Genomic DNA, 24,702 nt, shown 5'->3' with positions numbered 1-24,702 from the left:
CGGTCATCACCGCAAAGCGCCATGAGAAAAAACCAATCCGACATTCCCGCCGTCCCCGTGATCCAGGTGATCGAGCGCATGTTCGCGCTGATCGATGTCCTGGCATCCCGCGAGGAGGCCATTTCGCTGAAGGAGATCAGCGAAAAAACCGGGCTCCATCCGTCGACCACGCACCGCATCCTGAACGACCTGGCGGTTGGTCGCTTTGTCGATCGGCCCGAAGCCGGCAGCTACCGGCTGGGCATGCGCCTGCTGGAACTGGGCAACCTGGTCAAGGGCCGGCTCAACGTGCGCGACGCTGCCCTGGGCCCGATGCGCGAGCTGCACAAGCTGACGCAGCAGCCCGTCAACCTGAGCATGCGCCAGGGCGACGAGATCGTGTACATCGAGCGCTCCTACAGCGAGCGCTCGGGCATGCAGGTGGTGCGCGCCATCGGCGGCCGCGCCGCCCTGCACCTCACCTCGACGGGCAAGCTCTTCCTGGCTGCGGACGATCCGCAGCGCGTGCGCAGCTACGCCACGCGCACAGGTCTGGCCGGCCATACGCGCAACAGCATCACCCAGTTGCCGGCACTGGAGCGCGAACTGTCGAAGGCGCGCCAGTACGGCATTGCCCGCGATAACGAAGAACTGGAGCTGGGCGTGCGCTGCATGGCCGCCGGCATCTACGACGACCAGGGCAAGCTGGTGGCGGGCCTGTCGATCTCCGCACCGGCCGACCGGCTGGACGAAGGCTGGCTACCCAAGCTGCAGGCCACGGCCAATGAAATCTCGGGGGCGCTGGGATTCAAGGACGGCACGGCTGCGACGCCGTCGCCTTCGGGCAGCACGCCGCCAGCAGGCGCCTGACCCGGGCCTATCCCCAAAAGCAAACAGGCCCTGTGAAGGGCCTGTTTTCGTTACAGCCTGCGGTTACCCGATCAGCCCGCGACCTGATACGCAGCATTGCGCGACGAAGCTGCCGGCGAACCGACGGAATGCGTAGCCTCAACCCAGCGGCGAACCCGCTCGGCATCTGCAATGCGGCTGAACTTGCCGGCCGAATCCAGGAACACCATGATCAGCTTGCGCCCGGCGACCTTCGCCTGCATCACAAGGCATTGGCCGGCCTCAGAGATGTAGCCCGTCTTCTGCACGCCGATTTCCCAATCGGGGCTCTTCACGAGGCGATTGGTGGTGTTGAACTGCAGCACGCGGTTGCCGACTTCGACCTGGTATTCCGGCGAGGTGGACAGCGAACGTACCGTGGCATCGGAATAGGCGGCATTGACCAGCAGCGCCAGATCTTGCGCGCTCGACTGGTTGCTGCTCGACAGGCCGGTGGGCTCGACGTAGCGCGTGTCCTTCATGCCGAGCATCTTGGCCTTGGCGTTCATGATGCTCACGAAGGTCGTCAGGCCACCCGGGTAGGTCCGGCCCAGCGCATGCGCGGCGCGGTTTTCGCTCGACATCAGCGCCAGGTGCAGCAGTTCGCCGCGCGACAGCGTGGTGCCGACCGTCAGGCGCGAGCTGCTGCGCTTTTCGGTGTCGACGTCGTCCTGCGTGATGGTGATGAGCTCGTCGTTCGGAAGATGGGCTTCGCTGATGAGCAGGCCGGTCATGAGCTTGGTGAGCGACGCGATCGGCAGCACGGCGTGGTCGTTCTTGCTGAACAGCACTTCGTGCGTGTCCTGGTCGATGACCAGCGCGACGCTCGACTTCAGGTCGAGTACGTCTTCGGTGCCATGCAGGCCAGCCATCTGGCCGAAGGATTGGCGCGGGGGCGCCTCGACGACGCGAACCACCGAGCGGCGCTGCACGGCCACCACGGTCTTGCCATTTCTCTTGTGGATGGTGGCTACGACATTGCGGCCACCGCGAACGACGTTCTCGGCGCGCTCACTCTTCTCGGCACGGCCGCCGCGCTTGGCGACGACAACGGGCACAGGACCGCGCGCGGTTTTGGACGAAGCGGCGTTGCGCTTTACCTCGACCGGCACCGGACCCTTCGCCTTCTTGGCGACTGTGGTCTTGGCGGCAGCGGGCTTTTCTTTCTTGGCTGCCTGGGCGCCAGGCAGCAAAAACGCCGTGGCGCACAGCGCGACGGCGATGAATTTGAACGCGGGTAGAAACCGCTGGCTGGAAACTCGGCGTAGACGGGCTTCGGGCATTAATAAATCTCCAGCGGCGACAAACGAGGACCGCAGTGTATCCAAATCAAAAAAAGCACGCAATATCAGTTACTTGCATCCTCTTCTTCAATCGAATACCAAGGATCGCCCGAAAACCTAACCTTGTGCCGCAACTCTCTCAGCTTGGCTCTGTAACTTATTGAGCGCACTCAAATAAGCCTTTGCCGAAGCAACCACGATGTCCGGGTCTGCACCCACACCGTTGACCACCCGCCCTGCGTTTTGTAACCGGACTGTAACTTCTCCTTGGCTTTCCGTCGAGCCGCTGATGGCATTTACAGAGTAAAGAACCATCTCGGCGCCGCTCTTGACATGCGACTCGATGGCCTTCAGGGAAGCATCAACCGGGCCATTCCCGTCGGATTCGCCGGTGACTTCCTTGCCCTGGACGGTGAACACGACCTTCGCCTGGGGGCGCTCGCCGGTTTCGCTGTGCTGGGAGAGAGAGACGAAAGCAAACTGCTCACCAACGTTCGACACCTCTTCCGCGCTGACGAGCGCGAGGATGTCCTCGTCGAAAATTTCGGACTTGCGGTCGGCCAACTCCTTGAAGCGCAGGAACGCGGCGTTGATGTCGCCTTCGCTGGCCATGGTCACGCCCAACTCCTGCAGGCGCTGCTTGAAGGCATTGCGGCCGCTGAGCTTGCCCAGCACGATCTTGTTGGCCGTCCAGCCCACATCCTCGGCACGCATGATCTCGTAGGTGTCGCGCGCCTTGAGCACGCCATCCTGGTGAATGCCCGAGGCGTGCGCGAAGGCATTGGCGCCCACCACCGCCTTGTTGGGCTGCACCACGAAGCCGGTGGTCTGGCTGACCATGCGGCTCGCGGCCACGATGTGCTGCGTGTCGATCCTGAGGTCGAGCCCGAAGTAGTCCTTGCGGGTCTTCACCGCCATGACGACTTCTTCGAGAGAGCAGTTGCCCGCGCGCTCGCCCAGGCCGTTGATGGTGCATTCGACCTGGCGCGCGCCGCCGATCTTCACGCCGGCCAGCGAGTTGGCCACGGCCATGCCGAGGTCGTTGTGGCAATGCACCGACCAGATCGCCTTGTCGCTGTTGGGAATGCGCTCGCGCAGCATCTTGATGAAGTTGCCGTAGAGCTCGGGAATGGCGTAGCCGACGGTGTCGGGCACGTTGATGGTGGTGGCACCCTCGTTGATCACTGTTTCGAGCACGCGGCACAGGAAGTCCGGGTCGCTGCGATAGCCGTCTTCGGGGCTGAACTCCACGTCGGCCATCTGGTTGCGCGCGAAGCGCACGGCCAGCTTGGCCTGTTCATGCACCTCGTCGGGCGACATGCGCAGCTTCTTTTCCATGTGAAGCGGCGACGTTGCGATGAAGGTGTGGATGCGCCCGCGGGCCGCGCCCTTCAGGGCTTCGGCCGCGCGCGCGATGTCGCGGTCGTTGGCACGCGAGAGGCCACACACCGTCGAGTCCTTGATGGCATTGGCAATCGCCTTCACGGCCTCGAAGTCGCCGTTCGAGCTGGCGGGAAAGCCAGCCTCGATGACGTCGACCTTCAGCCGCTCCAGCAGCTTGGCAATACGCAGTTTCTCGTCGCGCGTCATCGAGGCGCCGGGCGATTGCTCGCCGTCGCGCAGAGTGGTGTCGAAAATAATAAGTTGGTCGGTCATCGTGGGTCTCCGTTGTTCATCCCCCACGCGCACCCGACCAAGGTCGGCGCGGCAGCGTCAGGCGACTTCAACCGCTGATTGTGCTCCGTGCGCGCCCCGGGTCCGTGCACGCTGCACACCCGAAACAATCGCTTTCAGCGACGCCGTGATCACGTTCGCATCGATGCCCACGCCGAACAGCGTCTGGCTTTCGTCGACGCGCAGTTCCAGATAGGCCACCGCCTTGGCGTCGGCACCTGCGCCGATGGCGTGCTGGTGGTAGTCCATCACGCGCACCGTGTGGCCGGTGGCCTTGCTCAGGGCCTGCGTGAAGGCGTCGATGGGGCCATTGCCGCGGCCTTCGATGGCGTGGACTTCAGCATCCCACGGCAGATCGCCGCGCAGAACCACGGAAGCGTTGGCGCCCTCGCCCTCTTCCTCGATCACGCGATTCTGCAAAGACTGCGCGGTTTCGATGCCGTACTCGCGCACGAACAGCTGCCAGAGGTCAGCGGCCGTAAGCTCCTTGCCGGCGACGTCCATCACGCGCTGCACGGTCTGCATGAACTCCATCTGCAGGCGGCGCGGCATCTCGATGCCGTATTCGCTCTCGAGCAGATAAGCCATGCCGCCCTTGCCGGACTGGCTGTTCACGCGGATCACGGCTTCATAGCTGCGGCCCACGTCCTTCGGGTCGATGGGGAGGTAGGGCATGTCCCAGATGTCGCCTTCCTTGCGCGCGGCGAAGGCCTTCTTGATCGCATCCTGGTGCGAGCCCGAGAACGAGGTGTAGACGAGGTCACCTACATACGGATGGCGCGGATGTACCGGGATCTGGTTGCAATGCTCGACCGTGGCGCGGATCTCGTCGATGTTCGAAAAATCGAGCTCGGGCGAAACGCCCTGCGTGTAGAGGTTGAGCGCAACGTTCACAAGGTCGAGGTTGCCGGTGCGCTCGCCATTGCCGAACAGGCAGCCTTCGATGCGCTCGGCGCCGGCCATCAAGGCCAGTTCACCGGCGGCGGTGCCGGTGCCGCGGTCGTTGTGCGGGTGCACGCAAAGCACGATGGAGTCGCGGCGCGCGAGGTTACGGTGCATCCACTCGATCATGTCCGCAAAGATGTTCGGCGTGGAATGCTCGACCGTGGTCGGCAGGTTGACGATGCACTTGCGCTGAGGTGTCGGTGCCCAGACCTCGGTCACCGCATCGACCACGCGCTTCGAGAACACGACGTCGGTGCCCGAGAACATTTCAGGCGAGTACTGGAAGGTCCACTGCGTGTTCGGCTGCTTGGCAGCGAACTCGTTGAACATGCGCGCATGGCTGCTCGCGAGTTCGACGATCTGGTCTTCGTCCATGTTGAGCACCACGCGGCGCATCACCGGCGCGACGGCGTTGTAGAGGTGCACGATGGCGCGCGGAGCACCCTGCAGCGATTCAAAAGTGCGAGCAATGAGATGGTCGCGCGCCTGCGTCAGCACCTGGATCGTCACGTCGTCGGGAATGCGGTCTTCCTCGATGAGCTTGCGCACGAAGTCGAATTCGACCTGCGAAGCCGAGGGAAAGCCGACTTCGATTTCCTTGAAGCCGATGGCCACGAGGGTCTCGAACATGCGCATCTTGCGCGCGATGTCCATGGGCTCGACCAACGCCTGGTTGCCATCGCGCAGGTCGGTCGACAGCCAGATCGGCGCCTTGGTCAGCACGGCATCGGGCCAGGTGCGGTCCTTGAGGCCGATCGGGGCGAATGCGCGGTATTTGCTTTGAGGTTGCTTGAGCATGTCGATTTCTCTGAGATGGTTGGTGATCAACCAGCAACCCCAAAAACAAACGGCCCGTTGCTGGTGCGAACGGGCCGTGGTGAGGGATTTGCGCGTGCGCTACCGTCTCCGCCCGTGAGGGAGGGCTAGTAGGGCCAGCAGCGAAATCTTGGTCATGAGGGTTGCGAATGTAGCACAAGCCACCGGGTCAGTTGTGCAGACCCCGTTCGTCGGGTTCTTCCGTCGAGGTGCTGATCACACTGACCGGCTGACCCTTGGCCTTGCGCCACGCATAGACCACGTAGCCGCTCAGGCCGTAGATGACGAACAGGCTGAACAGCACAGTCGGCGGATGGATGTTGATGACGGCAATGCCCAGCGCGATCAGCACGATCACCGCGAAAGGCACGCTCTTCTTCATCTGGATGTCCTTGAAGCTGTAGAACGGCGCGTTGGTGACCATCGTGAGACCCGCGTACAGCGTGAAGCCGAAAGTGACCCAGGTGATCTGCGTCCACGAGAGATACAGCACCTCGCCGCCGCGCTTGCCCCACTCGTTCACAAGCCAGATGAAGCCCGCCACGAGCGCAGCGGCCGCGGGCGACGGCAGGCCCTGGAACCAGCGCTTGTCGACCACGCCGGTGTTGACGTTGAAGCGCGCGAGCCGCAGCGCCGCGCAGGCGCAGTACACGAAGGCCGCAATCCAGCCCCAACGGCCCAGGCCCTTGAGCGACCATTCGTAGGCGATGAGCGCGGGCGCCGCACCGAACGACACCATGTCGGACAGCGAATCCATCTGCTCGCCGAACGCGCTCTGTGTATTCGTCATTCGGGCCACGCGCCCATCCAGGCTGTCGAGCACCATCGCGGCGAACACACCGAGCGCCGCGAGGTCGAAGCGCGCATTCATGGCCATCACGACAGAATAGAACCCGCCGAACAGCGCCGCCAGCGTGAACAGGTTCGGCAGGATGTAGATGCCTTTGCGGCGTTTGCGCGGCTGCACATCGTCGGGGAGCGTGTCGTCATGCATTGAATTTGCCTCCGTCCCTCATGGGCACTGCGCGAGCAGCTATCCATTCGATAGCATCTTGATCTTTGAATCGCATGGCTCGCAGTGTAGTTCAGGGGCTGTGTCGCCCCCGTCAAACAAAAGGGCCACCGCAACGGGTGGCCCTTGGGAAACGGGTGCCGAAGCACCCTCGTGGTCCGCAGATCAGTTGCGGGTCTGGTCGACCAGCTTGTTCTTCTTGATCCAGGGCATCATCGCGCGCAGCTTTTCGCCGACGACTTCGATCTGGTGCTCGGAGTTCAGGCGGCGGCGGCTGATCAGCGTCGGAGCGCCGGCAGCGTTTTCCAGCACGAAGCTCTTGGCGTATTCGCCGGTCTGGATGTCCTTCAGCACTTGCTTCATGACCTTCTTGGTCTCTTCGGTCACGACGCGCGGGCCGGTGACGTACTCGCCGTATTCGGCGTTGTTCGAGATCGAGTAATTCATGTTGGCGATGCCGCCTTCATAGATCAGGTCGACGATCAGCTTCAGTTCGTGCAGGCATTCGAAGTACGCCATTTCGGGCGCGTAGCCGGCTTCCACCAGCGTTTCGAAACCAGCCTTGATCAGCTCGACCGTGCCGCCGCACAGAACCGCTTGTTCGCCGAACAGGTCGGTCTCGGTTTCTTCGCGGAAGTTGGTCTCGATGATGCCGGCCTTGCCGCCGCCGTTGGCGGTGGCGTAGCTCAGCGCGAGGTCACGCGCCTTGCCGGTCTTGTCCTGGTGCACGGCCACGAGGTGGGGCACGCCGCCACCTTGGGTGTACGTGCTGCGCACGGTGTGGCCAGGGGCCTTGGGAGCGACCATCCACACGTCGAGGTCGGCGCGGGGCTGGACGAAGCCGTAGTGCACGTTGAAGCCGTGCGCGAAGACCAGCGAAGCGCCTTCCTTGATGTTCGGCGCGACGTCGTTCTTGTAGACGTTGGCGATCTGCTCGTCGGGCAGCAGGATCATCACGACGTCGGCGGCCTTCACGGCGTCGGCGACTTCAGCGACCTTCAGGCCGGCCTTCTCGACCTTGGGCCACGAAGCACCACCCTTGCGCAGGCCGACCACGACCTTGACGCCGCTGTCGTTCAGGTTCTGCGCGTGCGCATGGCCTTGCGAGCCATAACCGATGATTGCCACCGTCTTGCCCTTGATGAGGCTCAGGTCCGCGTCTTTGTCGTAGTAAACCTTCATGTGTATCTCTCCTAAAAAATCTCGAGCATCCGTAGCGGGATGCATTTCACTCAGAGGCCGGAGGAATTCCGGTCCTTCATTTGCTGGTTGATGGACACGAGGCTGTCGTGGATGCGGAACAGCACGATGAGCAATTCACTGTAGATGCGAACGCCGATGGTGCCGAAGATCAGGACCGTGAAAGCCGGCAGGTACTGGCGCTGGTACAGCGCCGCCACCGCCAGGACGATCACACCCAGCAGGCCGAGAAAGTAGAGCCCCCGGACGATCGCCGGGGTCACCATCTTGTCGAAACCGAGCAGACCTCGCATCACTCTTGCCTCATGTGTGGATGAACGTATGAACTGAGGGCGCTTTCACCCTCCTACACGCGCAGGATGCGCTCGCCGCGCCCGATGCCGCTGGCACCGGTACGGACTGTCTCGAGGATAGCGCTACGTTCGATCGCTTCAAGAAAAGCGTCGTTCTTGCCGTGGTCGCCGGTGAGTTCAATGGTGTAGCTCTTGTCGGTCACGTCGATGATGCGGCCGCGGAAGATTTCTGCCATGCGCATCATTTCCTCGCGCTCCTTGCCGACCGCGCGCACCTTCACCATCATGAGTTCGCGTTCGGTGTAGGCGCCTTCGGTCAGGTCGACGACCTTCACCACTTCGATCAGGCGGTTCAGGTGCTTGGTGATCTGCTCGATCACGTCGTCGGAACCGGTGGTGACGATGGTCATGCGCGAGAGGCTTGCGTCCTCCGTGGGCGCCACCGTGAGCGATTCGATGTTGTAGCCGCGGGCCGAGAAAAGGCCCACCACGCGGGAAAGAGCACCCGGCTCGTTTTCCAGCAGCACTGCAATGATGTGTTTCATGTTTGCGTGACTCCTCTTTTCGCCGCCCTCCCCCGCGCACGGTAATGCGCGGGCTCGGCGAGCAATAGATTCGTCAGTAAAGAGTTGAGCGAATGTTCCGCGGATCAGAGATCTTCGGAACCCAACAGCATTTCGGTGATGCCCATGCCGGCCTTCACCATCGGGAACACGTTTTCGGTGGGGTCGGTGCGGAAGTCCATGAACACCGTGCGGTCCTTGAGCTTGCGTGCTTCGCGCAGCGCGGGCTCCACGTCTTGTGGACGCTCGATCAGCATGCCGACGTGGCCATAGGCCTCGGCGAGCTTCACGAAGTTGGGCAGTGCATCCATGTAGCTGTGGCTGTAGCGGCCGGAGTATTCGATCTCCTGCCACTGGCGCACCATGCCCAGGTAGCGGTTGTTGAGCGAGCAGATCTTGATCGGCGTGTTGTATTGCAGGCAGGTGGAGAGTTCCTGGATGCACATCTGCACCGAGCCTTCGCCGGTGATGGTGAACACTTCCGAATCGGGCTTCGCGAGCTTGATGCCCATGGCGTAGGGAATGCCCACGCCCATGGTGCCCAGGCCGCCCGAGTTGATCCAGCGGCGTGGCTCGTCGAAGCGGTAGTACTGGGCAGCCCACATCTGGTGCTGCCCCACGTCCGACGTGATATACGCGTCGGCGTCCTTGGTCATGTTCCAGAGGGTCTCGACCACGTACTGCGGCTTGATCACGTCCTTGTTGCCGCGGTCGTACTTCAGGCAGTCGCGCGAGCGCCAGGCCTCGATGGTCTTCCACCAGTCGGATAGAGCGCCGGCATCGGGCTTGGTGGTGCTCTCGCGGATCATCGAGATCAGCTCGGTGAGCACGTCCTTCACGTCGCCGACGATCGGGATGTCGACCTTCACGCGCTTGGAGATGCTCGACGGGTCGATGTCGATGTGGATGATCTTGCGTTCGTTCTGCGCGAAGTGCTTGGGATTGCCGATCACGCGGTCGTCGAAGCGCGCCCCCACGGCCAGCAGCACGTCGCAGTTCTGCATCGCGTTGTTGGCTTCGATGGTGCCGTGCATGCCCAGCATGCCCAGGAACTTGCGGTCGCTCGCCGGATAGGCGCCCAGGCCCATCAGCGTGTTGGTGACCGGGTAGCCGAGCATGTCGACCAGCGTGCGCAGTTCGTTGCAGGCGTTGCCCAGCAACACGCCGCCGCCGGTGTAGATGTACGGACGCTTGGCAGCCAACAGCAGCTGCAGCGCCTTGCGGATCTGGCCGCCGTGGCCCTTGCGCACCGGGTTGTACGAGCGCATCTCGACCTTGTCGGGATAGCCCGTGTAAGGGACTTTCTTGAACGAAACGTCCTTGGGCACGTCCACCACCACGGGGCCCGGACGGCCGCTGCGTGCGATGTGGAAGGCCTTCTTCATCGTCATGGCCAGATCCTTCGGATCCTTGACGAGGAAGTTGTGCTTGACGATGGGGCGGGTGATGCCGACCGTGTCGCATTCCTGGAAGGCGTCAAGGCCGATGGCAGCCGTTGGCACCTGGCCCGAGATGATCACCATCGGGATGGAGTCCATGTACGCCGTCGCGATGCCGGTGACCGCATTGGTCAGGCCGGGACCGGAAGTGACCAGCGCCACACCGACTTCGCCGGTGGCGCGCGCATAGCCGTCGGCCGCGTGAACGGCGGCCTGCTCGTGGCGCACCAGCACATGCTGGATGGTGTCCTGCTTGTAGAACGCGTCGTAGATGTAGAGAACCGCGCCGCCGGGGTAGCCCCAGACGTACTGGACGCCTTCGGCCTGCAGTGCCTTGACCAGCACTTCAGCGCCCATGAGTTCTTGCGTCGGGTTGCCGGCGCCTGAGGACGCGGCTGCTGCGGAAGCGATTTCCGCCTTGGAGATTTCCATGATCAACCTTTGTTTATTTCGGGAACGAAATACCTTGGGTGCCCCTTGCCAACCCTTGTGAGGTCGCGCCAGGACTTGAGGCCAAAGCCATGAGCGGACTGATGTTCCGCCGGACCGTGACCCGTTTGCCTTTTGACTTGCAGGGCGGATTATGACATTTCCGGGCGTTCAGATTCGCTTCAGCTGCCTTGTAAAGCTACAAAGGCATAATCCGCGGCGGTAAACATACGCGATCGCTAGACCCTCTTCCCCACGCGGCGTGCTCTGCGCGCCCCCTCTCGCTTGGCCACTGAACAAGAACTCTCCGACTTCCTGAAAAGCGTTGAACGACGCGCTTTCAAGCGCTCGGTCTACCACGTGCGGGATGAAGAAGCGGCCCTCGATATCGTGCAGGACAGCATGATGAAGCTGGCGCAGCACTACGGCGACAAGCCCGCGGCCGAACTGCCGATGCTGTTCCAGCGCATCCTGTCGAACTGCACGCTCGACTGGTTCCGCCGCCAGAAAACCCGGCGCGCCCTTTTCTCCAACCTCAGCGATTTCGACTCGGTCGACGACGACGGAGATTTCGACCTGCTGGAGAACTTCGTCTCGCCGACCGACTCTAGGGAATCGGAGAGCGCCGAAGACACGACCCGCCGCGCCCAGGTCTTCCACGAGATCGAGGAACAGATCGCAGCACTGCCGGGCCGTCAACGCGAGGCTTTCCTGATGCGTTACTGGGAGGAAATGGACGTCGCAGAGACGGCCGCTGCGATGGGCTGCTCCGAGGGCAGCGTCAAAACCCATTGCTCGCGAGCCGTTCACGCTCTGAGCAAGGCGCTCAAGGCCAAGGGAATATCGCTATGAACACTAAGGTTCCAACCTCAACATCCACCACCGCCGAAGACCAGTTCGGCCAGCGTCTGGTTGCCCGCCTTTCGGCCGGCAATCGAGAGCTGCCGCACGACATCGGCGAGCGGCTGCGCGTGGCGCGAGCGCAAGCTGTGGCCGCGCGCAAGCAGCCTCCGCAGTTGCGGACTGCGCCTGTGGTGGTGCAGTCGGGCCACACGCTCACACTGGGTGGAAGCTGGTGGACCCGCATCGGCTCCGTGGTGCCGTTGATTGCGCTCGTGGCCGGCCTGATCACCATCAGCGTGATGCAGGACGACGATCGCGCCAGCGAGCTGGCCGAAGTGGATTCCGCGCTGCTGACGGGCGACCTGCCGCCCGCTGCCTACACCGACCCCGGCTTTGCCCAATTCCTGAAGGCCGACAGCGCCTCCGACTGATTTTTCATCGACCGAATGCGACGCCGCTCCACCTCCAGCGCAAACACCCCCCGCCCGTTGCGCCCGCTCCCGGCGGGCGCAGTCGTTTGGGCAGGTGCGCTTGCAGTCGCAGCCTTCAGCCTGACGCTCGCCTGCGCCCAGCCGCCCTCCGAAGCAGCTGCCAAGGCTGCGGCGGGCCCGGCTTCGGCGAGCTCCGCGTCAGCCACCAGCCCCAAGGCCATCTCAACGACCAAGCCGCTCTGGAGCGAACTCACGGCCGAGCAGCAGCAAGCCCTGAAGCCGCTGAACGCTCACTGGAACGCGCTGAACGTCGGGCAAAAGAAAAAGTGGCTGGCGCTGTCGCGCAACTTCGCGAGCATGTCGGCGGACGAACAGACCACCCTTCACAGCCGCATGATCGAATGGACCGCCCTGAGCAATCAGCAGCGCGCCCAAGCCCGCTTGAACTTTGCCGAGGTCAAGCGCATTCCGCCTGACGAGCGCAAGGTCAAATGGGAGCAGTACCAGGCCTTGAGCGAGGAAGAAAAGCGCAAGCTCGCGGAACGCGCCCCACCCAAGCCACGCGGTGCCGCCATTCCCGTGCGGCCGGTTTCGTCCCAGAAGCTCGTGCCGGTGCCGGCCGTCACCCCCGGCGTACAGCACACGCCCAGGATTTTGCTGGCCCCGCCGCCCGCCCCCGCTGCCACGCCGGCCACGATCATGGTGGCATCGCCGCCGGAGCGCGTGCCTGCAGCGGCGACACCGGCGGTTTCCATCCTCCCCGCCGCGCCAGCCCCGTCCAGCATCGCTTCTCCACCGGTTCCGGCCGAAGCCCAGGTGCCCGCGCCGTCGTCGGCAGCCGAGCCATCCTCCCCCGCCCCCTGATCCCAAGGCTTCGATGGTTTCCAGCTCTCCCGAGGCTTCGGGCCCCGATCAGCCCGCCTCGCCGATCTCTCCTGCAGCCAGCGCTCCTGTTTCGATAGTGCCCGGCCTCTGGCGCCGCATGGCCTGCTGGCTCTACGAGGGCATGCTGCTGTTTGCGGTGGTGTTCGTTTCGGGCTGGCTCTTCAGCACGCTTGGTCAGATGCGCGACGCCATGGATTCGCGCCGCCATCTATTTCAGGCTTTTCTTTTCGTGGTGTTCGGCGTGTACTTCGTCTGGTTCTGGACCAAAGGCCAGACCCTCGCCATGAAAACCTGGAACATCCGCATCGTCGACGCGCACGGCCAGCCCATCAGCCAACGCCGCGCGCTGGCGCGCTACCTGCTGAGCTGGGTCTGGTTCCTGCCGCCGCTGGCCGCCATTGCGCCCTTCAAGCTGTCGGGCGGCGAATCGACCGTCCTGATCTTCGGCTGGGTCGCTGTCTGGGCCCTGCTGGCGCGTTTTCACCCCGAACGCCAGTTCTGGCACGACGCCTGGGCCGGTACACGGCTCATCACCTCCAAACCGATGAGTCGCCAATGAGTGCCTTGCCCAAGCTTCCCGATCCCGCCGTCAATCCGCAAAAAGCCCGCAAGGGCTTCGAACGCGTCTGGCACGCCACGCTGATCTCGCTACACGGCCTGCACGCCGGCTGGAGCGAGCCCGCCTTCCGCCAGGAAGCCATCATATCGATCGTGATGATTCCGGCCTCCTTCTGGCTCGGGCGCAGCTGGGTCGAGGTGGCGCTGCTCGCGGGCAGCGCCATCCTGGTGATGATCGTCGAGTTACTCAACACCGCGGTGGAAGCCGCCATCGACCGCATCGGCCCTGAGTGGCACGACCTCTCCAAGCGCGCCAAGGACATGGGTAGCGCCGCCGTGCTGCTGTCGCTCACGCTGTGCGGCGGCATCTGGGCGGCAGCGTTGTGGCAACGCTTCGTGTCATGAGAAGGCCCACGGGCTGCGGCATGATGGCAGGATGAATCCTGAATTTTCGATCTGTGTGTATTGCGGCTCGCGCCCCGGCGAGCGCCCCGAGTTTTCCCAGGCCGCGCAAGCCGTCGGCCAATGGATCGGCCAGCACGGCGGCCAGCTTGTCTACGGCGGAGGTCGCACCGGCCTGATGGGCACGGTGGCCGAGGCCACCCGCCTTGCCGGCGGCCGAGTGGTCGGCATCATCCCCAAGGCATTGGTCGACAAGGAACTGGCCAACCCGCTGTGCGACGAACTGCACGTGGTCGACACCATGCACGAACGCAAGGCCATGATGGGTGAGCGCGCCGATGCCTTCGTCGCCCTGGCGGGCGGCATCGGCACCTTCGAGGAACTGTTCGAGATCTGGACCTGGCGCCAACTCGGCTACCACGACAAGCCCACCGGCATCCTCAACACCGCCGGCTACTACGACGGCCTGCTTGGCTTCCTGGCGCACAGCGTGCGCGAGGGCTTCATGGGCGAATGGCAGATGAGCCTGATCCGCACCGGCACCGATGTGCCCGAGCTGCTCACGGCATTGCGCGCCGAAGTGCCGCTCCATCCACGCGAAGACAGGCTGTCGGAAAACCTCTGACGACCATGTCGAAAGCCCCGTCGCCGGGGCTTTCTTGCTTCAAACAGCGTTTTCGTTTTCCTCACCCGTACGGATACGCACGATGCGCTCCACGCCGGTGACAAAAATCTTCCCGTCGCCGATCTTCCCGGTGCGCGCGGAACTGACGATGGCTTCGATGCAGCGCTCCACATCGGCCTCGTTGACGACCACTTCGACCTTCATCTTGGGCAGGAAGTCGACCACGTATTCGGCGCCGCGGTAGAGCTCTGTGTGCCCCTTCTGGCGGCCGAAGCCCTTGACTTCGGTGACGGTCAGGCCGGTGACGCCCACTTCGGCCAAGGCCTCGCGCACGTCCTCGAGCTTGAAGGGTTTGACGATGGCGGTGATCTGCTTCATGGTTTTCGTGCTCCGGCGGTTTCGTTGAATTTGCTGGTGATAGGGTAACGCCAATCCTTGCCGAAGCTTCGATGGGTGACCCGGATGCCTACCGGCGCCTGGCGCCGCTTGTATTCGTTGATCCTGATGAGCCGCGCAACCCGCTCGACCACCGCACGGTCGTAACCCGCGGCAATGATCTCGTCGATGCCCTCGTCGTCCTGCATGTAGCGTGCCAGGATTCCGTCGAGGATGTCGTAGGGCGGGAGGCTGTCTTGATCGGTCTGATCGGGCCGAAGTTCGGCGCTGGGAGGCCGCGTGATGATCCGCTCGGGAATCGGCTCGGTGCCCGTGCCGTACGGATCGTGGGCATTTCGCCAGCGCGCCAGCGCGAACACGGTTGTCTTGAGCAGGTCCTTGATGACCGCGAAGCCGCCCGCCATGTCGCCGTACAGCGTGCAGTAGCCGGTGGCCATTTCGCTCTTGTTGCCCGTGGTGAGCACGATGGCGCCGAACTTGTTCGAAAGCCCCATCAGCAGCGTGCCGCGGATGCGGGCCTGAATGTTTTCCTCGGCCGTGTCCTCGGGCCGCCCCTTGAATTCTTCGGCCAGCGCGCCCTTGAAGGACTCGAAGGTGTGCTTGATGGAAATCTCGTCATAGCGCACGTCCAGGCGGGCGGCCATGTCGCGCGCATCGATCCAGCTGATGTCGGCGGTGTAAGGCGAAGGCATCATCACCGCACGGACCTTGTCCTTGCCCAGTGCATCGACCGCGATGGCAAGCACCAATGCGGAGTCGATACCGCCCGAAAGCCCCAGGATGGCGCCCGGAAAACCGTTCTTGCCGACGTAGTCGCGCACTCCGAGCACCAGGGCGTCCCAGAGTTGGGCCTCGGCGTCTCGCGGGGGCGCGATGGCTGCCGACTCCGCCACGAAGCCCACGCCGCCTTGAGGCGTGCGCTCCAGTTGGGCGAAAACCAGCTTCTCCTTGAAGCTTTCGGCCTGCATGGCAGCCACGCCATCGGCCTGCAACGCGAACGAAGCGCCGTCGAACACCACCTCGTCCTGCCCGCCGACCAGGTGCGCGTACACCAGCGGCAGCCCCACCGCGCGCGCCCGGTCGGCCATGCGCGCGACGCGCTCGCCTTCCTTGCCCACGTGGTACGGCGACGCATTGATCACCGCCAGCACCTCGGCACCACCTTCGCGTGCCAGTTCGGCCGGCTGGTCGAACCAGGCGTCCTCGCAGATCAGCAGGCCGACCGAGACACCGCCCGCCTCGAACACGCAGGTGCCCTGCCCCGGCGTGAAGTAGCGGCGCTCGTCGAACACCTGGTAGTTGGGCAGTTCGCGCTTGGCATACGTTTCGAGGATGCGGCCTTCCTTGATGACGCTTGCCGCGTTGTGACGCATCTGCACGGCCACCGAGCGGCTGCGCAGGCTGCCGCCGGTCGGATGCCCCACCACCACCACCATGTCTTTGAGATCGGCCAGAGCAGCGGCAATGCCTTTCACGGCATCATCACAGGCTTCGGTGAAGGCGGGACGGAGGAACAGGTCCTCCGCCGCATAGCCGGCAATCGAGAGTTCGGGCGTCAACAAGAGGCGCGCGCCCTGTGCATGGGCATCGCGCGCGGCGTCGACGATCTTTTTCGCGTTGCCGGCGAGGTCGCCCACCACAAAATTGAGTTGCGCGATGGCGAGCTTGAGCGTCATACAGAAGGAAGAAAAAGGCTTGAACGATTATGTCATTCGGGTTCTGTCGTCGCCGGCTGACGTGAGCCCGGACGCATGGAACGCGCTGCTGGCCGCCGAGGCCGAGCCATCGCCCTTCATGCGCCATGAATACCTCGCGGCGCTGAACGACAGCCGCAGCGCCACGCCGGAGAGCGGATGGATGCCGCAGTTCGTCACGCTGTGGCAAGGCGAGCAGTTGCAGGCCGCGTGCCCGTTCTACATCAAGGACCATTCCTACGGCGAGTACGTCTTCGACTGGGCCTGGGCCAATGCCTACGAGCAGCACGGGCTCGCGTACTACCCGAAGGCCGTGGTCGCGGTGCCCTTCACGCCCGTACCCGGCACGCGGCTGCTGGCGCGCGACGCTCAAAGCCGCACGTTGCTGGTGCAAGGACTCGTCGCGCTGTGCAAGCAGGAAGAGCTGTCGTCGCTGCACCTGCTGTTCGGCGCCGATGCCGACATCGCCGCCTGCACCGAAGCGGGCCTGATGCTGCGCAACACGGTGCAGTTCCACTGGACCAACGCCCAGTACCCCGACTTCGACGCCTTCCTCGCCAGCCTCTCGCACGACAAGCGCAAGAAGATCCGCCAGGAGCGCCGCAAGGTGGCCGACGCCGGCGTGAGCTTCCGCTGGTCGCGCGGCACCGACATCTCGAAGGCCGACTGGGACTTCTTCTACCGCTGCTACCAGCGCACCTACCGCGAGCACGGCAACCCGCCCTACCTCACGCGCGACTTCTTCCGGCGCATGGCCGACACGATGCCCGAAGCCTGGCTGCTGTTCGTCGCCGAGCGCAATGGCAAACCGATGGCCACCAGCCTGATCGCCCTTTCGACGCAGCGCGATGCACCGCTCGTTGCCTACGGCCGCTACTGGGGCGCGCTGGAGCGCGTCGACTGCCTGCACTTCGAGGCTTGCTACTACCAGCCGCTGGCCTGGTGCATCGAACACGGCGCCCAGCGCTTCGAGGGCGGCGCCCAGGGCGAGCACAAGATGGCGCGCGCGCTGATGCCAGTGAAAACCACCAGCGCCCACTGGCTGGCGCATCCGGCGTTTGCCGATGCGGTCGAGCGCTTCCTGGAGCGCGAGGGCGCGGGCATCGAGAACTACATGGACCACCTGGGCGAGCGCAGCCCGTTCAAGGCCGCTTGACCAGCCTTTCTTGCCATGCGGGGCTGCTATAAAAGCGCCCGATATCCACAACAACTCAGAGAGAACTCGATGCCATTCGTCGGACTGGGGCTGCACGTCCTCATCGCGCTGTTCTTCGCCGTGCACGCAATGCGCCACGGCAAGCAGATGTACTGGCTCCTCATTCTTTTCAGCTTCCCGCTGCTGGGAAGCATCGTGTACTTCGTGGTCGAGTACCTGCCCGCCTCGCGCATGCAGCGCACCGCCGGCAAGGTGGCCAGCGCGGCCATCGGTTTCATCGACCCCGAGCGCGAATACCGCGCGGCCACCGAGGCCTACGACCTCGCCCCCACGGCCCAGAACAAGCTGCGCCTTGCCAAGGCAGCGCTCGACAAGGGGCAGGCCGCCGATGCCGTCGGCCATTACCGCGACGCACTGAAGGGCCCGCTGGCCTCCGATCCCGAACTGCAGTTCGGCCTGGCCAGCGCCCTGTTGGCTGCGGGTGGAGCGACTGCCGGCCGCGAGGCATTGCAGGCGCTCCAGGCCCTGCGCGCCACGCGCGACGACTACCGCAAGGACGAAGTCGCCGTGCTCACCGCCCGCGCCCTCGCCGCCGACGGACGCCAGCCGGAAGCGCGCGAAGCCTTCGAGGCCGCGCTGAGCCAGTACAACACCGTCGAGGCCCGCGCCCGTTACATCGCATGGCTTGCCCAGCAAGGCGATGCCACCGGTGCACAGCGCCAGTGGGACGAACTCCAGCAGGCCGCTCGCCACTGGAACTCGCATGCGCGTTCGGTCAATCGCGAATGGATGCGGCTGGCCAGCGACGCGGTCCGCGCCTGAAGCGTCTCCTCTGTCCAAGGGCATAGTGCCCTTGACCATTCGGCACATCGACGGCGCGCGGCGCCTCTCCTAGCATCCGCATCGAGGAGAGAGAACCGCATGCCGCCCTTCACACGCCCTGCCCTCGTGGCACTCTGCTTCATGGCGGCCAGCCAGTTGGCCACGGCCGCCAGCTTCGACTGCGCCAAGGCCGGCAACGCCACCGAGAAAGCCATCTGCGCCGACCCCGGCCTGTCACGGCAGGACGAAGCCATGGCCGCCCTCTACAAGCGGCAAGTCGAAATGCCCGGCACGGGCCAGTGGGCGACGTTCCTGAAACGCGACCAGCGTGACTGGATAGCTGTGCGCAACCGCGAATGCCGCGGCAAGACCGAATGCCTCAAGCAGGACTACGAGCGGCGCATCACCTACCTGAGTCACCCGCTGCTGCATTGGATGGGACGCTATGTGGAAGGCCAATGCCCGAAGGACGGGCGCTTCCTCGACGTGACGCCCGAACTGGGCGGCACGCTGGACATCCAGATCTACGTTTGCCCCGACCCGCGCGGCAACATGCTGCTGCAGGGCAAGAATGTGCTCGACGGGCAGCGGCGCCTCGTGGTGCAGGAAGGCGGGCGTTGCACCCGCACACTCCAGTTCGACACCGACCGCGTCACCGTCTCGGACACGCCGGGCTGCGCGCCATCGCTGGCCGGCAGCTTCACGCGCGACCCGCGCCGCTCGCCCTTCGAGAACGAATAAATTACTTCTTGTAGCTGGCGATGCCGTCCAGGATTTCCTTCTTGGCCGCGTCGATGCCTTCCCAGCCCAGCACCTTGACCCACTTGCCTTCTTCCAGGTCCTTGTAGTGCTCGAAGAAGTGGCTGATGGCCTTCAGGCGCATCGGGTTCACGTCGTCGACCGACTTCCAGTGGCTGTAGATGGGCAGCACCTTGTCGGTGGGCACGGCCAGCACCTTGCCGTCGACGCCAGCTTCGTCTTCCATCATCAGGATGCCCAGGGGGCGGCACGGCACCACCACGCCCGGCAGCAGCGGATACGGAGCGATCACCAGCACGTCGACCGGGTCACCGTCGCCCGACAGGGTCTGCGGCACATAGCCGTAGTTGGCCGGGTAGTACATGGCCGTCGTCATGAAGCGGTCGACAAAAATCGCGCCCGATTCCTTGTCGACTTCGTACTTGATCGGGTCGGCGTTCATCGGGATTTCGATCACGACGTTGAAGGAATCGGGGACGTTCTTGCCGGGGGAAACTTTGTCGAAGGACATGACGTTTTTCGAGTAGTGGAAAAGTATGAGAGAGATGGGGACAAACCCGGAGTTTACTTTCCGTGTCACCGACCGGTCGCACGCGCACTCGTATTTGCCTGTAAATTGCAACCGTTGGCCAATCGGCTCCTCACCCTTGGTGCAGTGAGCTTCGAGGAAGCAACGCGGCGGAAAACATGGTCCCGTACGCGTTGCACGCAGGGCCCATGCTGTCCGTCTCCACAAGTCGCAACGAACGAATGGAGAAGCAAAGCATGATCGGCAACACCCCCCTGATACTGGCTATCGTCTGCGGCCTCGTAGCCGTGGCCTACGGTTTCTGGGCTCGAAGTTGGATTCTCGCGAAGGACGCAGGCAATGCCCGCATGCAGGAAATTGCAGCGGCCATCCAGGCCGGCGCCTCCGCCTACCTCGCCAAGCAGTACAGCACCATCGCCATCGTCGGCGTGGTGCTCGCCATCCTCATCGCCATCTTCCTGGACCTGACCACGGCAGTCGGCTTCATCGTGGGCGCGGTGCTCTCGGGCGCCTGCGGCTTCATCGGCATGAACGTGTCGGTGCGCGCCAACGTGCGCACGGCGCAGGCGGCCACGCAAGGCATCGGCCCGGCACTCGACGTCGCGTTCCGCGGCGGCGCCATCACCGGCATGCTGGTGGTGGGCCTGGGCCTGCTGGGCGTGTCGGCCTTCTACTGGGTCTTGATCGGCAGCAGCACGCCGGCGGCGGGCCACAGCCTCGCGGCCACCCTCAACCCGCTGATCGGCTTTGCCTTCGGCTCTTCGCTGATCTCGATCTTCGCGCGGCTGGGCGGCGGCATCTTCACCAAGGGCGCCGACGTCGGCGCCGACCTGGTGGGCAAGGTCGAGGCCGGCATCCCTGAAGACGACCCGCGCAATCCGGCCGTGATTGCCGACAACGTGGGCGACAACGTCGGCGACTGCGCCGGCATGGCGGCCGACCTGTTCGAAACCTACGCCGTGACGCTGATCGCCACCATGGTGCTGGGCGCGCTGATGGTTACCGCGGCGCCGACCAACGCGGTGCTGTACCCGCTCGCGCTGGGCGGCGTGTCGATCATCGCGTCGATCATCGGCTGCTTCTTCGTGAAGGCCTCGCCGGGCATGGTCAACGTGATGCCGGCGCTCTACAAGGGCCTGGCAGTGGCGGGCATCCTGTCGCTGATCGCGTTCTGGTTCGTCACCAGCTGGCTGATTCCCGACAACGCGATCGCCCCGAGCGGCAGCCAGCTCAAGCTGTTCGGCGCCTGCTTCGTCGGCCTGGCGCTGACGGCCGCGCTGGTATGGATCACCGAGTACTACACCGGCACGCAGTACAAGCCCGTGCAGCACATCGCGCAGGCCTCGACCACGGGCCACGGCACCAACATCATCGCGGGCCTGGGCGTGTCGATGCGCTCCACGGCGTGGCCGGTGATCTTCGTGTGCATCGCCATCCTGGCTTCGTACTCGCTGGCAGGCCTCTTCGGCATTGCGGTGGCTGCCACGTCGATGCTGAGCATGGCCGGCATCGTGGTGGCGCTGGACGCCTACGGCCCCATCACCGACAACGCCGGCGGCATCGCCGAGATGAGCGACCTGCCCGCCAGCGTGCGCGCCGTGACCGACCCGCTCGACGCGGTCGGCAACACCACCAAGGCCGTGACCAAGGGCTACGCCATCGGCTCTGCGGGCCTGGCCTCGCTGGTGCTCTTCGCCGACTACACGCACAAGCTGGAGAGCTTCGGGCTGAACATCAGCTTCAACCTGAGCGACCCGATGGTGATCGTCGGCCTCTTCATCGGCGGGTTGATTCCCTACCTGTTCGGCGCGATGGCCATGGAGGCCGTGGGCCGCGCGGCGGGCGCGGTGGTGGAAGAAGTGCGGCGCCAGTTCCGCGACATCCCCGGCATCATGGAAGGCACCGGCAAGCCCGAGTACGGCAAGGCCGTGAGCATGCTGACCGGCGCGGCCATCAAGGAAATGATGATCCCCTCGCTGCTGCCGGTGCTGGTGCCTATCGTCGTCGGCCTGGTGCTGGGGCCGAAGGCGCTGGGCGGGCTGCTGATGGGCACCATCGTCACGGGCCTGTTCGTCGCCATCAGCATGTGCACCGGCGGCGGCGCCTGGGACAACGCCAAGAAGTACATCGAGGACGGCCACTTCGGCGGCAAGGGCAGCGAGACGCACAAGGCAGCCGTCACCGGCGACACCGTGGGCGACCCCTACAAGGACACGGCCGGCCCGGCCGTGAACCCGCTGATCAAGATCATCAACATCGTGGCGCTGCTCATCGTGCCGCTGGTGGTGAAGTTCCATGCCGGCGATGCGGCGGCGGCCGTGCCGGCGAAGATCGAGATGCCGCCGGCCGCGACCGCGCCCGCTGCGATGGCTCCGTCGACGCCTGCCGCGGTGGTTGCTTCGGGCGCTGTGTCGGCCGCAGAAGCCGCAGCGGTGAAGGTCGAGAACGGCGTCGTGAAGTTCTACTTCGCGAGCGCCAGTTCCGAGGTAGCGCCCAACGCCAAGGAAGCCCTGGCCGACGTCATCAAGGCCGTGCAAACCGGTAGCACCGTGCTCGTGAGCGGCTACCACGATGCCAGCGGCGACCCGGCCAAGAATGCCGAGCTTGCCAAGCAGCGCGCGATGGCCGTGAGCGATGCGCTCAAGGCCGCTGGTGCGCCAGAAGACAAGATCGAGCTGGCCAAGCCCGAGCAATCGCAAGCCGACGGGCCGCCCGCCGAGGCGCGCCGCGTTGAAGTCAAAGTAAAGTCCTGAAATGCCCACGCCCGAACGACTCGAATCATTCATCGCCGCCGTCGAAGGCGGCGCGCATGCCAAGGCCATCGAGGACTACTACACCGAAGATGCCACCATGCGCGAGAACCAGGCCGAGCCGCGGCGCGGCCGCAGCACGCTGGTGGCGCAGGAAAGCGCCGTGCTCGACCGCACCGAGTCGGTGGTTTCCACCTGCGTGCGGCCGGTGCTGGTGAACGGCGACCACGTGGCGATCCACTGGATCTTCGAGTTCACGTTCAAGGGCGGCAGCAAGATGCGAATGGAAGAAATCGCTTGGCAGCGCTGGGAAGGCGAGCGCATCGCGGAAGAACAATTCTTCTACGACCCCGCCCAGAAAAAGCCGGGCTGACCGCTTCTGCACGCAAACCCCACCGCCATGGCGCTGCTGCAGACCTCCTAGCCCCATGCGATACCTTCACGCACTGTTCGCCGGTACCTGGGCCATCGCCCGGGCCGAGCTGGCGATCGTGCGGCGCTTTCCGCGCATCCTGCTGGCCGTGGTGGCGGTCGGCGTGGTGCCGGCGCTCTATGCGCTGATCTACCTCACGAGCGTGTGGGACCCGGCCGGGCACACGGCCGACCTGCCCGCCGCCATCGTCAACCAGGACCAGGGCGTGACCTACATGTCGCGCACCGTCAACGTCGGCGACGAACTCACGCACACCCTGCTCGACAAGCGCGCCTTCGGCTTCCGCGCGATGACCGACGCCGAAGCCGCGCGCGCCGAGGTTCGGCGCGGCACGCTGGCCTTTGCGCTGCTGATTCCGGCGGACTTCAGTGCCAACGCGGTACCGGGTGCGCAGCGCGGCGCCGGGCAACTGGTGGTCTACACCTCCGAAGGCAACAACTACAGCTCGGCCGGCCTGGCGCGGCGCTTCGCGGGCGAGCTGGGGCACCAGGTCAACGAGATGCTCAACGAGCAGCGCTGGGGGCTGGTGCTGAACGCGGCCTCCGGTTCGCAGCAGCGGCTCGACAAGCTCAAGCAGGCCCTGCTGGAGCTGCGCGACGGCAGCCAGACGCTGGCCAACGGCGCGGCCCAATACAGCGCCGCCGCGCAGCAGGTGAGCAGCGGGTTCAAGCAGGTGAACGGCGGCATCCGAACCATCGAATCGAAGCTGCCGGCGGACGCTGACCTGCGTGCACTGAAGGCCGGCTCGCAGCAACTCGCGGCAGGCCAGCGCGAACTCGGCAGCGGGCTCGCGCAGATCGGCGACGGACTCGGCCAGCTCGAAGCCGGTGCCGGCCAGCTCGGCGACGGCGCGCGCAAGATGCAGAAGGATTCCGCCGACATTCCCTTCGTAGGCGAGCGCATCGCCAAGGGCGCGGGCGAACTCGCGGCCGGCGCTGACAAGCTGCGCGGCGGCATCGATCAGGCGCAGGGGGCCATGGCCAAGGCACAAGACGGCAATCACAAGCTCGCGGCCGGCGCCACTGCGCTCGACGGCGGCGTGGGCAAGCTCACCGACGGCATGGGGGCGCTGTCCGGCGGCATCCGCACCATGGCCGGCAAGCTGCCGGCGGACAAGAAGCTCGACGAGTTCGTGCAGGGTGGCGCTCAGCTTGCGCAAGGCGCGCAGCGCCTGCTGACCGGCGTGCGCACCATCGAAGCCGCCCTGCCCGCCTCGATCACCCGCATCCAGGGCAGCGCGTCGGGGCTGGCCGATTCGGTCGAGCCCAAGGTCGAGGTGGTAGCACCGGTGGACAACAACGGCAGCGCCTTCGTGCCCAACATGGTGTCGGTGGCGCTGTGGATCGGCGCGGTGATGGCCGGCTACCTGTTCAACATCCGCATCGTGCTGGCGGACCACACCCACTACCCGAAGCTCGCCAAGACGCTCGGCAAAATCACCATGCCGGCGCTGATCGTGCTGCTGCAGGTGGCGCTGGTGCTGGCCACGCTGCTGGGCGTGCTGCAGGTGCAGGCGCCGCACGTGGCCGCCCTGGCGCTCACGATGGCGCTGGCCTCGCTGGTCTTCCTGGTGGTGCTGTTCGCGATCCTGCATGTGTTCGGCGACTTCGGCCGCATCCTTACGGTGCTGCTGCTCACGCTGCAGCTGTCGGCCGGTGGCGGGGTGCTGCCGGTGGAGCTTTCGGCCGGCTTCTTCCGCACGGTGCACAGCTGGCTGCCGTTCAGTTGGGTAGTGCAGGCCTTTCGCGCGGTGATGTTCGGTGCCTTCGACGACGGATGGGCGCATGCATGCTGGGTAGTGGTGCTGTCGGGCGCAGTGGCCGTCGGGCTGATGGCCCTGTTCGGCAAATGGAAGGAAGTGCTGCTGGCGGACTACCGGCCAACGGTGCAGATCTGAA

24 protein-coding genes are annotated in these 24,702 nt (G+C 64.7%); 13 read left to right on the top strand and 11 right to left on the bottom strand.

Features of this window, described 5'->3' with window-relative positions; all coding sequences use genetic code 11:
* Nucleotides 1-21: 21 nt before the first annotated feature.
* A complete protein-coding gene (locus AC07O3_RS02375; RefSeq protein WP_093054436.1) occupies nucleotides 22-849 on the top strand; it encodes an IclR family transcriptional regulator in 828 nt (275 codons plus the stop codon).
* Between the two features lie 71 nt (nucleotides 850-920).
* Here AC07O3_RS02375 and AC07O3_RS02370 read toward each other — a convergent pair whose 3' ends face one another.
* From AC07O3_RS02370 to AC07O3_RS02335, 8 genes are all read right to left on the bottom strand, one after another.
* Nucleotides 921-2,150 carry a serine hydrolase gene (locus tag AC07O3_RS02370; RefSeq protein ID WP_495338485.1) on the bottom strand — a complete coding sequence of 410 codons (1,230 nt, stop codon included), beginning with the start codon at nucleotides 2,148-2,150 and terminating at the stop codon, nucleotides 921-923.
* A gap of 117 nt (nucleotides 2,151-2,267) precedes the next feature.
* The gene (locus AC07O3_RS02365; protein WP_093054432.1) at nucleotides 2,268-3,806 is read right to left on the bottom strand and encodes a 2-isopropylmalate synthase; all 1,539 of its coding nucleotides are present in this window, start codon (nucleotides 3,804-3,806) and stop codon (nucleotides 2,268-2,270) included.
* 57 nt (nucleotides 3,807-3,863) lie between these two features.
* Entirely contained in the window at nucleotides 3,864-5,567 is a 1,704-nt protein-coding gene (gene leuA / locus AC07O3_RS02360; RefSeq protein ID WP_093054924.1) for a 2-isopropylmalate synthase, read from the bottom strand.
* Nucleotides 5,568-5,754: 187 nt separating this feature from the next.
* Nucleotides 5,755-6,579 carry a CDP-diacylglycerol--serine O-phosphatidyltransferase gene (gene pssA / locus AC07O3_RS02355; RefSeq protein ID WP_093054430.1) on the bottom strand — a complete coding sequence of 275 codons (825 nt, stop codon included), beginning with the start codon at nucleotides 6,577-6,579 and terminating at the stop codon, nucleotides 5,755-5,757.
* Between the two features lie 183 nt (nucleotides 6,580-6,762).
* Complete coding sequence (ilvC, locus tag AC07O3_RS02350; protein WP_093054428.1) at nucleotides 6,763-7,779, bottom strand: ketol-acid reductoisomerase; 1,017 nt, start codon at nucleotides 7,777-7,779, stop codon at nucleotides 6,763-6,765.
* 50 nt (nucleotides 7,780-7,829) lie between these two features.
* Entirely contained in the window at nucleotides 7,830-8,090 is a 261-nt protein-coding gene (locus AC07O3_RS02345; RefSeq protein WP_093054426.1) for a DUF4282 domain-containing protein, read from the bottom strand.
* A 53-nt stretch (nucleotides 8,091-8,143) separates the two neighbouring features.
* Nucleotides 8,144-8,635: an acetolactate synthase small subunit gene (ilvN, locus tag AC07O3_RS02340; RefSeq protein WP_007834236.1), complete on the bottom strand. Its 492-nt coding sequence runs from the start codon at nucleotides 8,633-8,635 to the stop codon at nucleotides 8,144-8,146.
* Nucleotides 8,636-8,739: 104 nt separating this feature from the next.
* The gene (locus tag AC07O3_RS02335) at nucleotides 8,740-10,524 is read right to left on the bottom strand and encodes an acetolactate synthase 3 catalytic subunit (protein ID WP_440534277.1); all 1,785 of its coding nucleotides are present in this window, start codon (nucleotides 10,522-10,524) and stop codon (nucleotides 8,740-8,742) included.
* A 282-nt stretch (nucleotides 10,525-10,806) separates the two neighbouring features.
* Here AC07O3_RS02335 and AC07O3_RS02330 point away from each other — a divergent pair, with 282 nt between their 5' ends.
* From AC07O3_RS02330 to AC07O3_RS02305, 6 genes are read left to right on the top strand one after another with little or no spacing between them, the layout of a single operon-like run.
* Complete coding sequence (locus tag AC07O3_RS02330; protein WP_093054421.1) at nucleotides 10,807-11,373, top strand: RNA polymerase sigma factor; 567 nt, start codon at nucleotides 10,807-10,809, stop codon at nucleotides 11,371-11,373.
* Nucleotides 11,370-11,795: a DUF3619 family protein gene (locus AC07O3_RS02325; protein WP_440534276.1), complete on the top strand. Its 426-nt coding sequence runs from the start codon at nucleotides 11,370-11,372 to the stop codon at nucleotides 11,793-11,795. Before AC07O3_RS02330 ends, AC07O3_RS02325 begins: the two co-directional genes overlap by 4 nt.
* 57 nt (nucleotides 11,796-11,852) lie before the next feature.
* A complete protein-coding gene (locus tag AC07O3_RS02320) occupies nucleotides 11,853-12,659 on the top strand; it encodes a DUF3106 domain-containing protein (protein WP_495338484.1) in 807 nt (268 codons plus the stop codon).
* Between the two features lie 13 nt (nucleotides 12,660-12,672).
* Nucleotides 12,673-13,239 (top strand): RDD family protein, encoded by a 567-nt coding sequence (locus AC07O3_RS02315; RefSeq protein WP_093074888.1) that lies wholly within the window; start codon nucleotides 12,673-12,675, stop codon nucleotides 13,237-13,239.
* Complete coding sequence (locus tag AC07O3_RS02310) at nucleotides 13,236-13,643, top strand: diacylglycerol kinase (protein ID WP_495338483.1); 408 nt, start codon at nucleotides 13,236-13,238, stop codon at nucleotides 13,641-13,643. Before AC07O3_RS02315 ends, AC07O3_RS02310 begins: the two co-directional genes overlap by 4 nt.
* A 31-nt stretch (nucleotides 13,644-13,674) precedes the next feature.
* Complete coding sequence (locus tag AC07O3_RS02305) at nucleotides 13,675-14,265, top strand: LOG family protein (RefSeq protein WP_093054411.1); 591 nt, start codon at nucleotides 13,675-13,677, stop codon at nucleotides 14,263-14,265.
* A gap of 39 nt (nucleotides 14,266-14,304) precedes the next feature.
* Here the strand turns inward: AC07O3_RS02305 and AC07O3_RS02300 are convergent, their stop codons facing one another.
* Both AC07O3_RS02300 and AC07O3_RS02295 read right to left on the bottom strand, forming a co-directional pair.
* On the bottom strand, nucleotides 14,305-14,643 hold the full coding sequence (locus AC07O3_RS02300; protein ID WP_093054409.1) for a P-II family nitrogen regulator: 339 nt from the start codon (nucleotides 14,641-14,643) through the stop codon (nucleotides 14,305-14,307).
* Nucleotides 14,640-16,337 carry an NAD+ synthase gene (locus AC07O3_RS02295; protein ID WP_307614010.1) on the bottom strand — a complete coding sequence of 566 codons (1,698 nt, stop codon included), beginning with the start codon at nucleotides 16,335-16,337 and terminating at the stop codon, nucleotides 14,640-14,642. The genes AC07O3_RS02300 and AC07O3_RS02295 overlap by 4 nt, the downstream gene beginning before the upstream one ends.
* 19 nt (nucleotides 16,338-16,356) lie before the next feature.
* Between AC07O3_RS02295 and AC07O3_RS02290 the strand changes: the two genes are divergently transcribed.
* The 3 genes from AC07O3_RS02290 to AC07O3_RS02280 all read left to right on the top strand — a co-directional run bounded on the left by AC07O3_RS02290 (nucleotide 16,357) and on the right by AC07O3_RS02280 (nucleotide 19,074).
* Nucleotides 16,357-17,511 (top strand): GNAT family N-acetyltransferase, encoded by a 1,155-nt coding sequence (locus tag AC07O3_RS02290; protein ID WP_495338482.1) that lies wholly within the window; start codon nucleotides 16,357-16,359, stop codon nucleotides 17,509-17,511.
* 69 nt (nucleotides 17,512-17,580) lie between these two features.
* Nucleotides 17,581-18,333: a hypothetical protein gene (locus AC07O3_RS02285; protein WP_093174068.1), complete on the top strand. Its 753-nt coding sequence runs from the start codon at nucleotides 17,581-17,583 to the stop codon at nucleotides 18,331-18,333.
* Between the two features lie 99 nt (nucleotides 18,334-18,432).
* Nucleotides 18,433-19,074, top strand: coding sequence for a lysozyme inhibitor LprI family protein (locus AC07O3_RS02280; protein WP_093054401.1), 642 nt, complete (start codon nucleotides 18,433-18,435; stop codon nucleotides 19,072-19,074).
* A 1-nt stretch (nucleotide 19,075) separates the two neighbouring features.
* On the opposite strand, the gene ppa is transcribed toward AC07O3_RS02280, so the two are convergent.
* On the bottom strand, nucleotides 19,076-19,603 hold the full coding sequence (gene ppa, locus AC07O3_RS02275; RefSeq protein ID WP_093054399.1) for an inorganic diphosphatase: 528 nt from the start codon (nucleotides 19,601-19,603) through the stop codon (nucleotides 19,076-19,078).
* A gap of 254 nt (nucleotides 19,604-19,857) precedes the next feature.
* Here ppa and AC07O3_RS02270 point away from each other — a divergent pair, with 254 nt between their 5' ends.
* From AC07O3_RS02270 to AC07O3_RS02260, 3 genes are read left to right on the top strand one after another with little or no spacing between them, the layout of a single operon-like run.
* A complete protein-coding gene (locus AC07O3_RS02270) occupies nucleotides 19,858-22,374 on the top strand; it encodes a sodium-translocating pyrophosphatase (RefSeq protein ID WP_495338481.1) in 2,517 nt (838 codons plus the stop codon).
* 1 nt (nucleotide 22,375) lies between these two features.
* Entirely contained in the window at nucleotides 22,376-22,744 is a 369-nt protein-coding gene (locus AC07O3_RS02265; RefSeq protein ID WP_093054397.1) for a nuclear transport factor 2 family protein, read from the top strand.
* Between the two features lie 55 nt (nucleotides 22,745-22,799).
* The gene (locus AC07O3_RS02260) at nucleotides 22,800-24,701 is read left to right on the top strand and encodes a YhgE/Pip domain-containing protein (RefSeq protein ID WP_093074906.1); all 1,902 of its coding nucleotides are present in this window, start codon (nucleotides 22,800-22,802) and stop codon (nucleotides 24,699-24,701) included.
* The last annotated feature ends 1 nt before the right edge of the window (nucleotide 24,702 follow it).

The sequence above is a fragment of the Variovorax sp. GW821-FHT09D05 genome (assembly GCF_059416325.1).
This window is presented reverse-complemented; position numbering and strand designations above follow the sequence as displayed.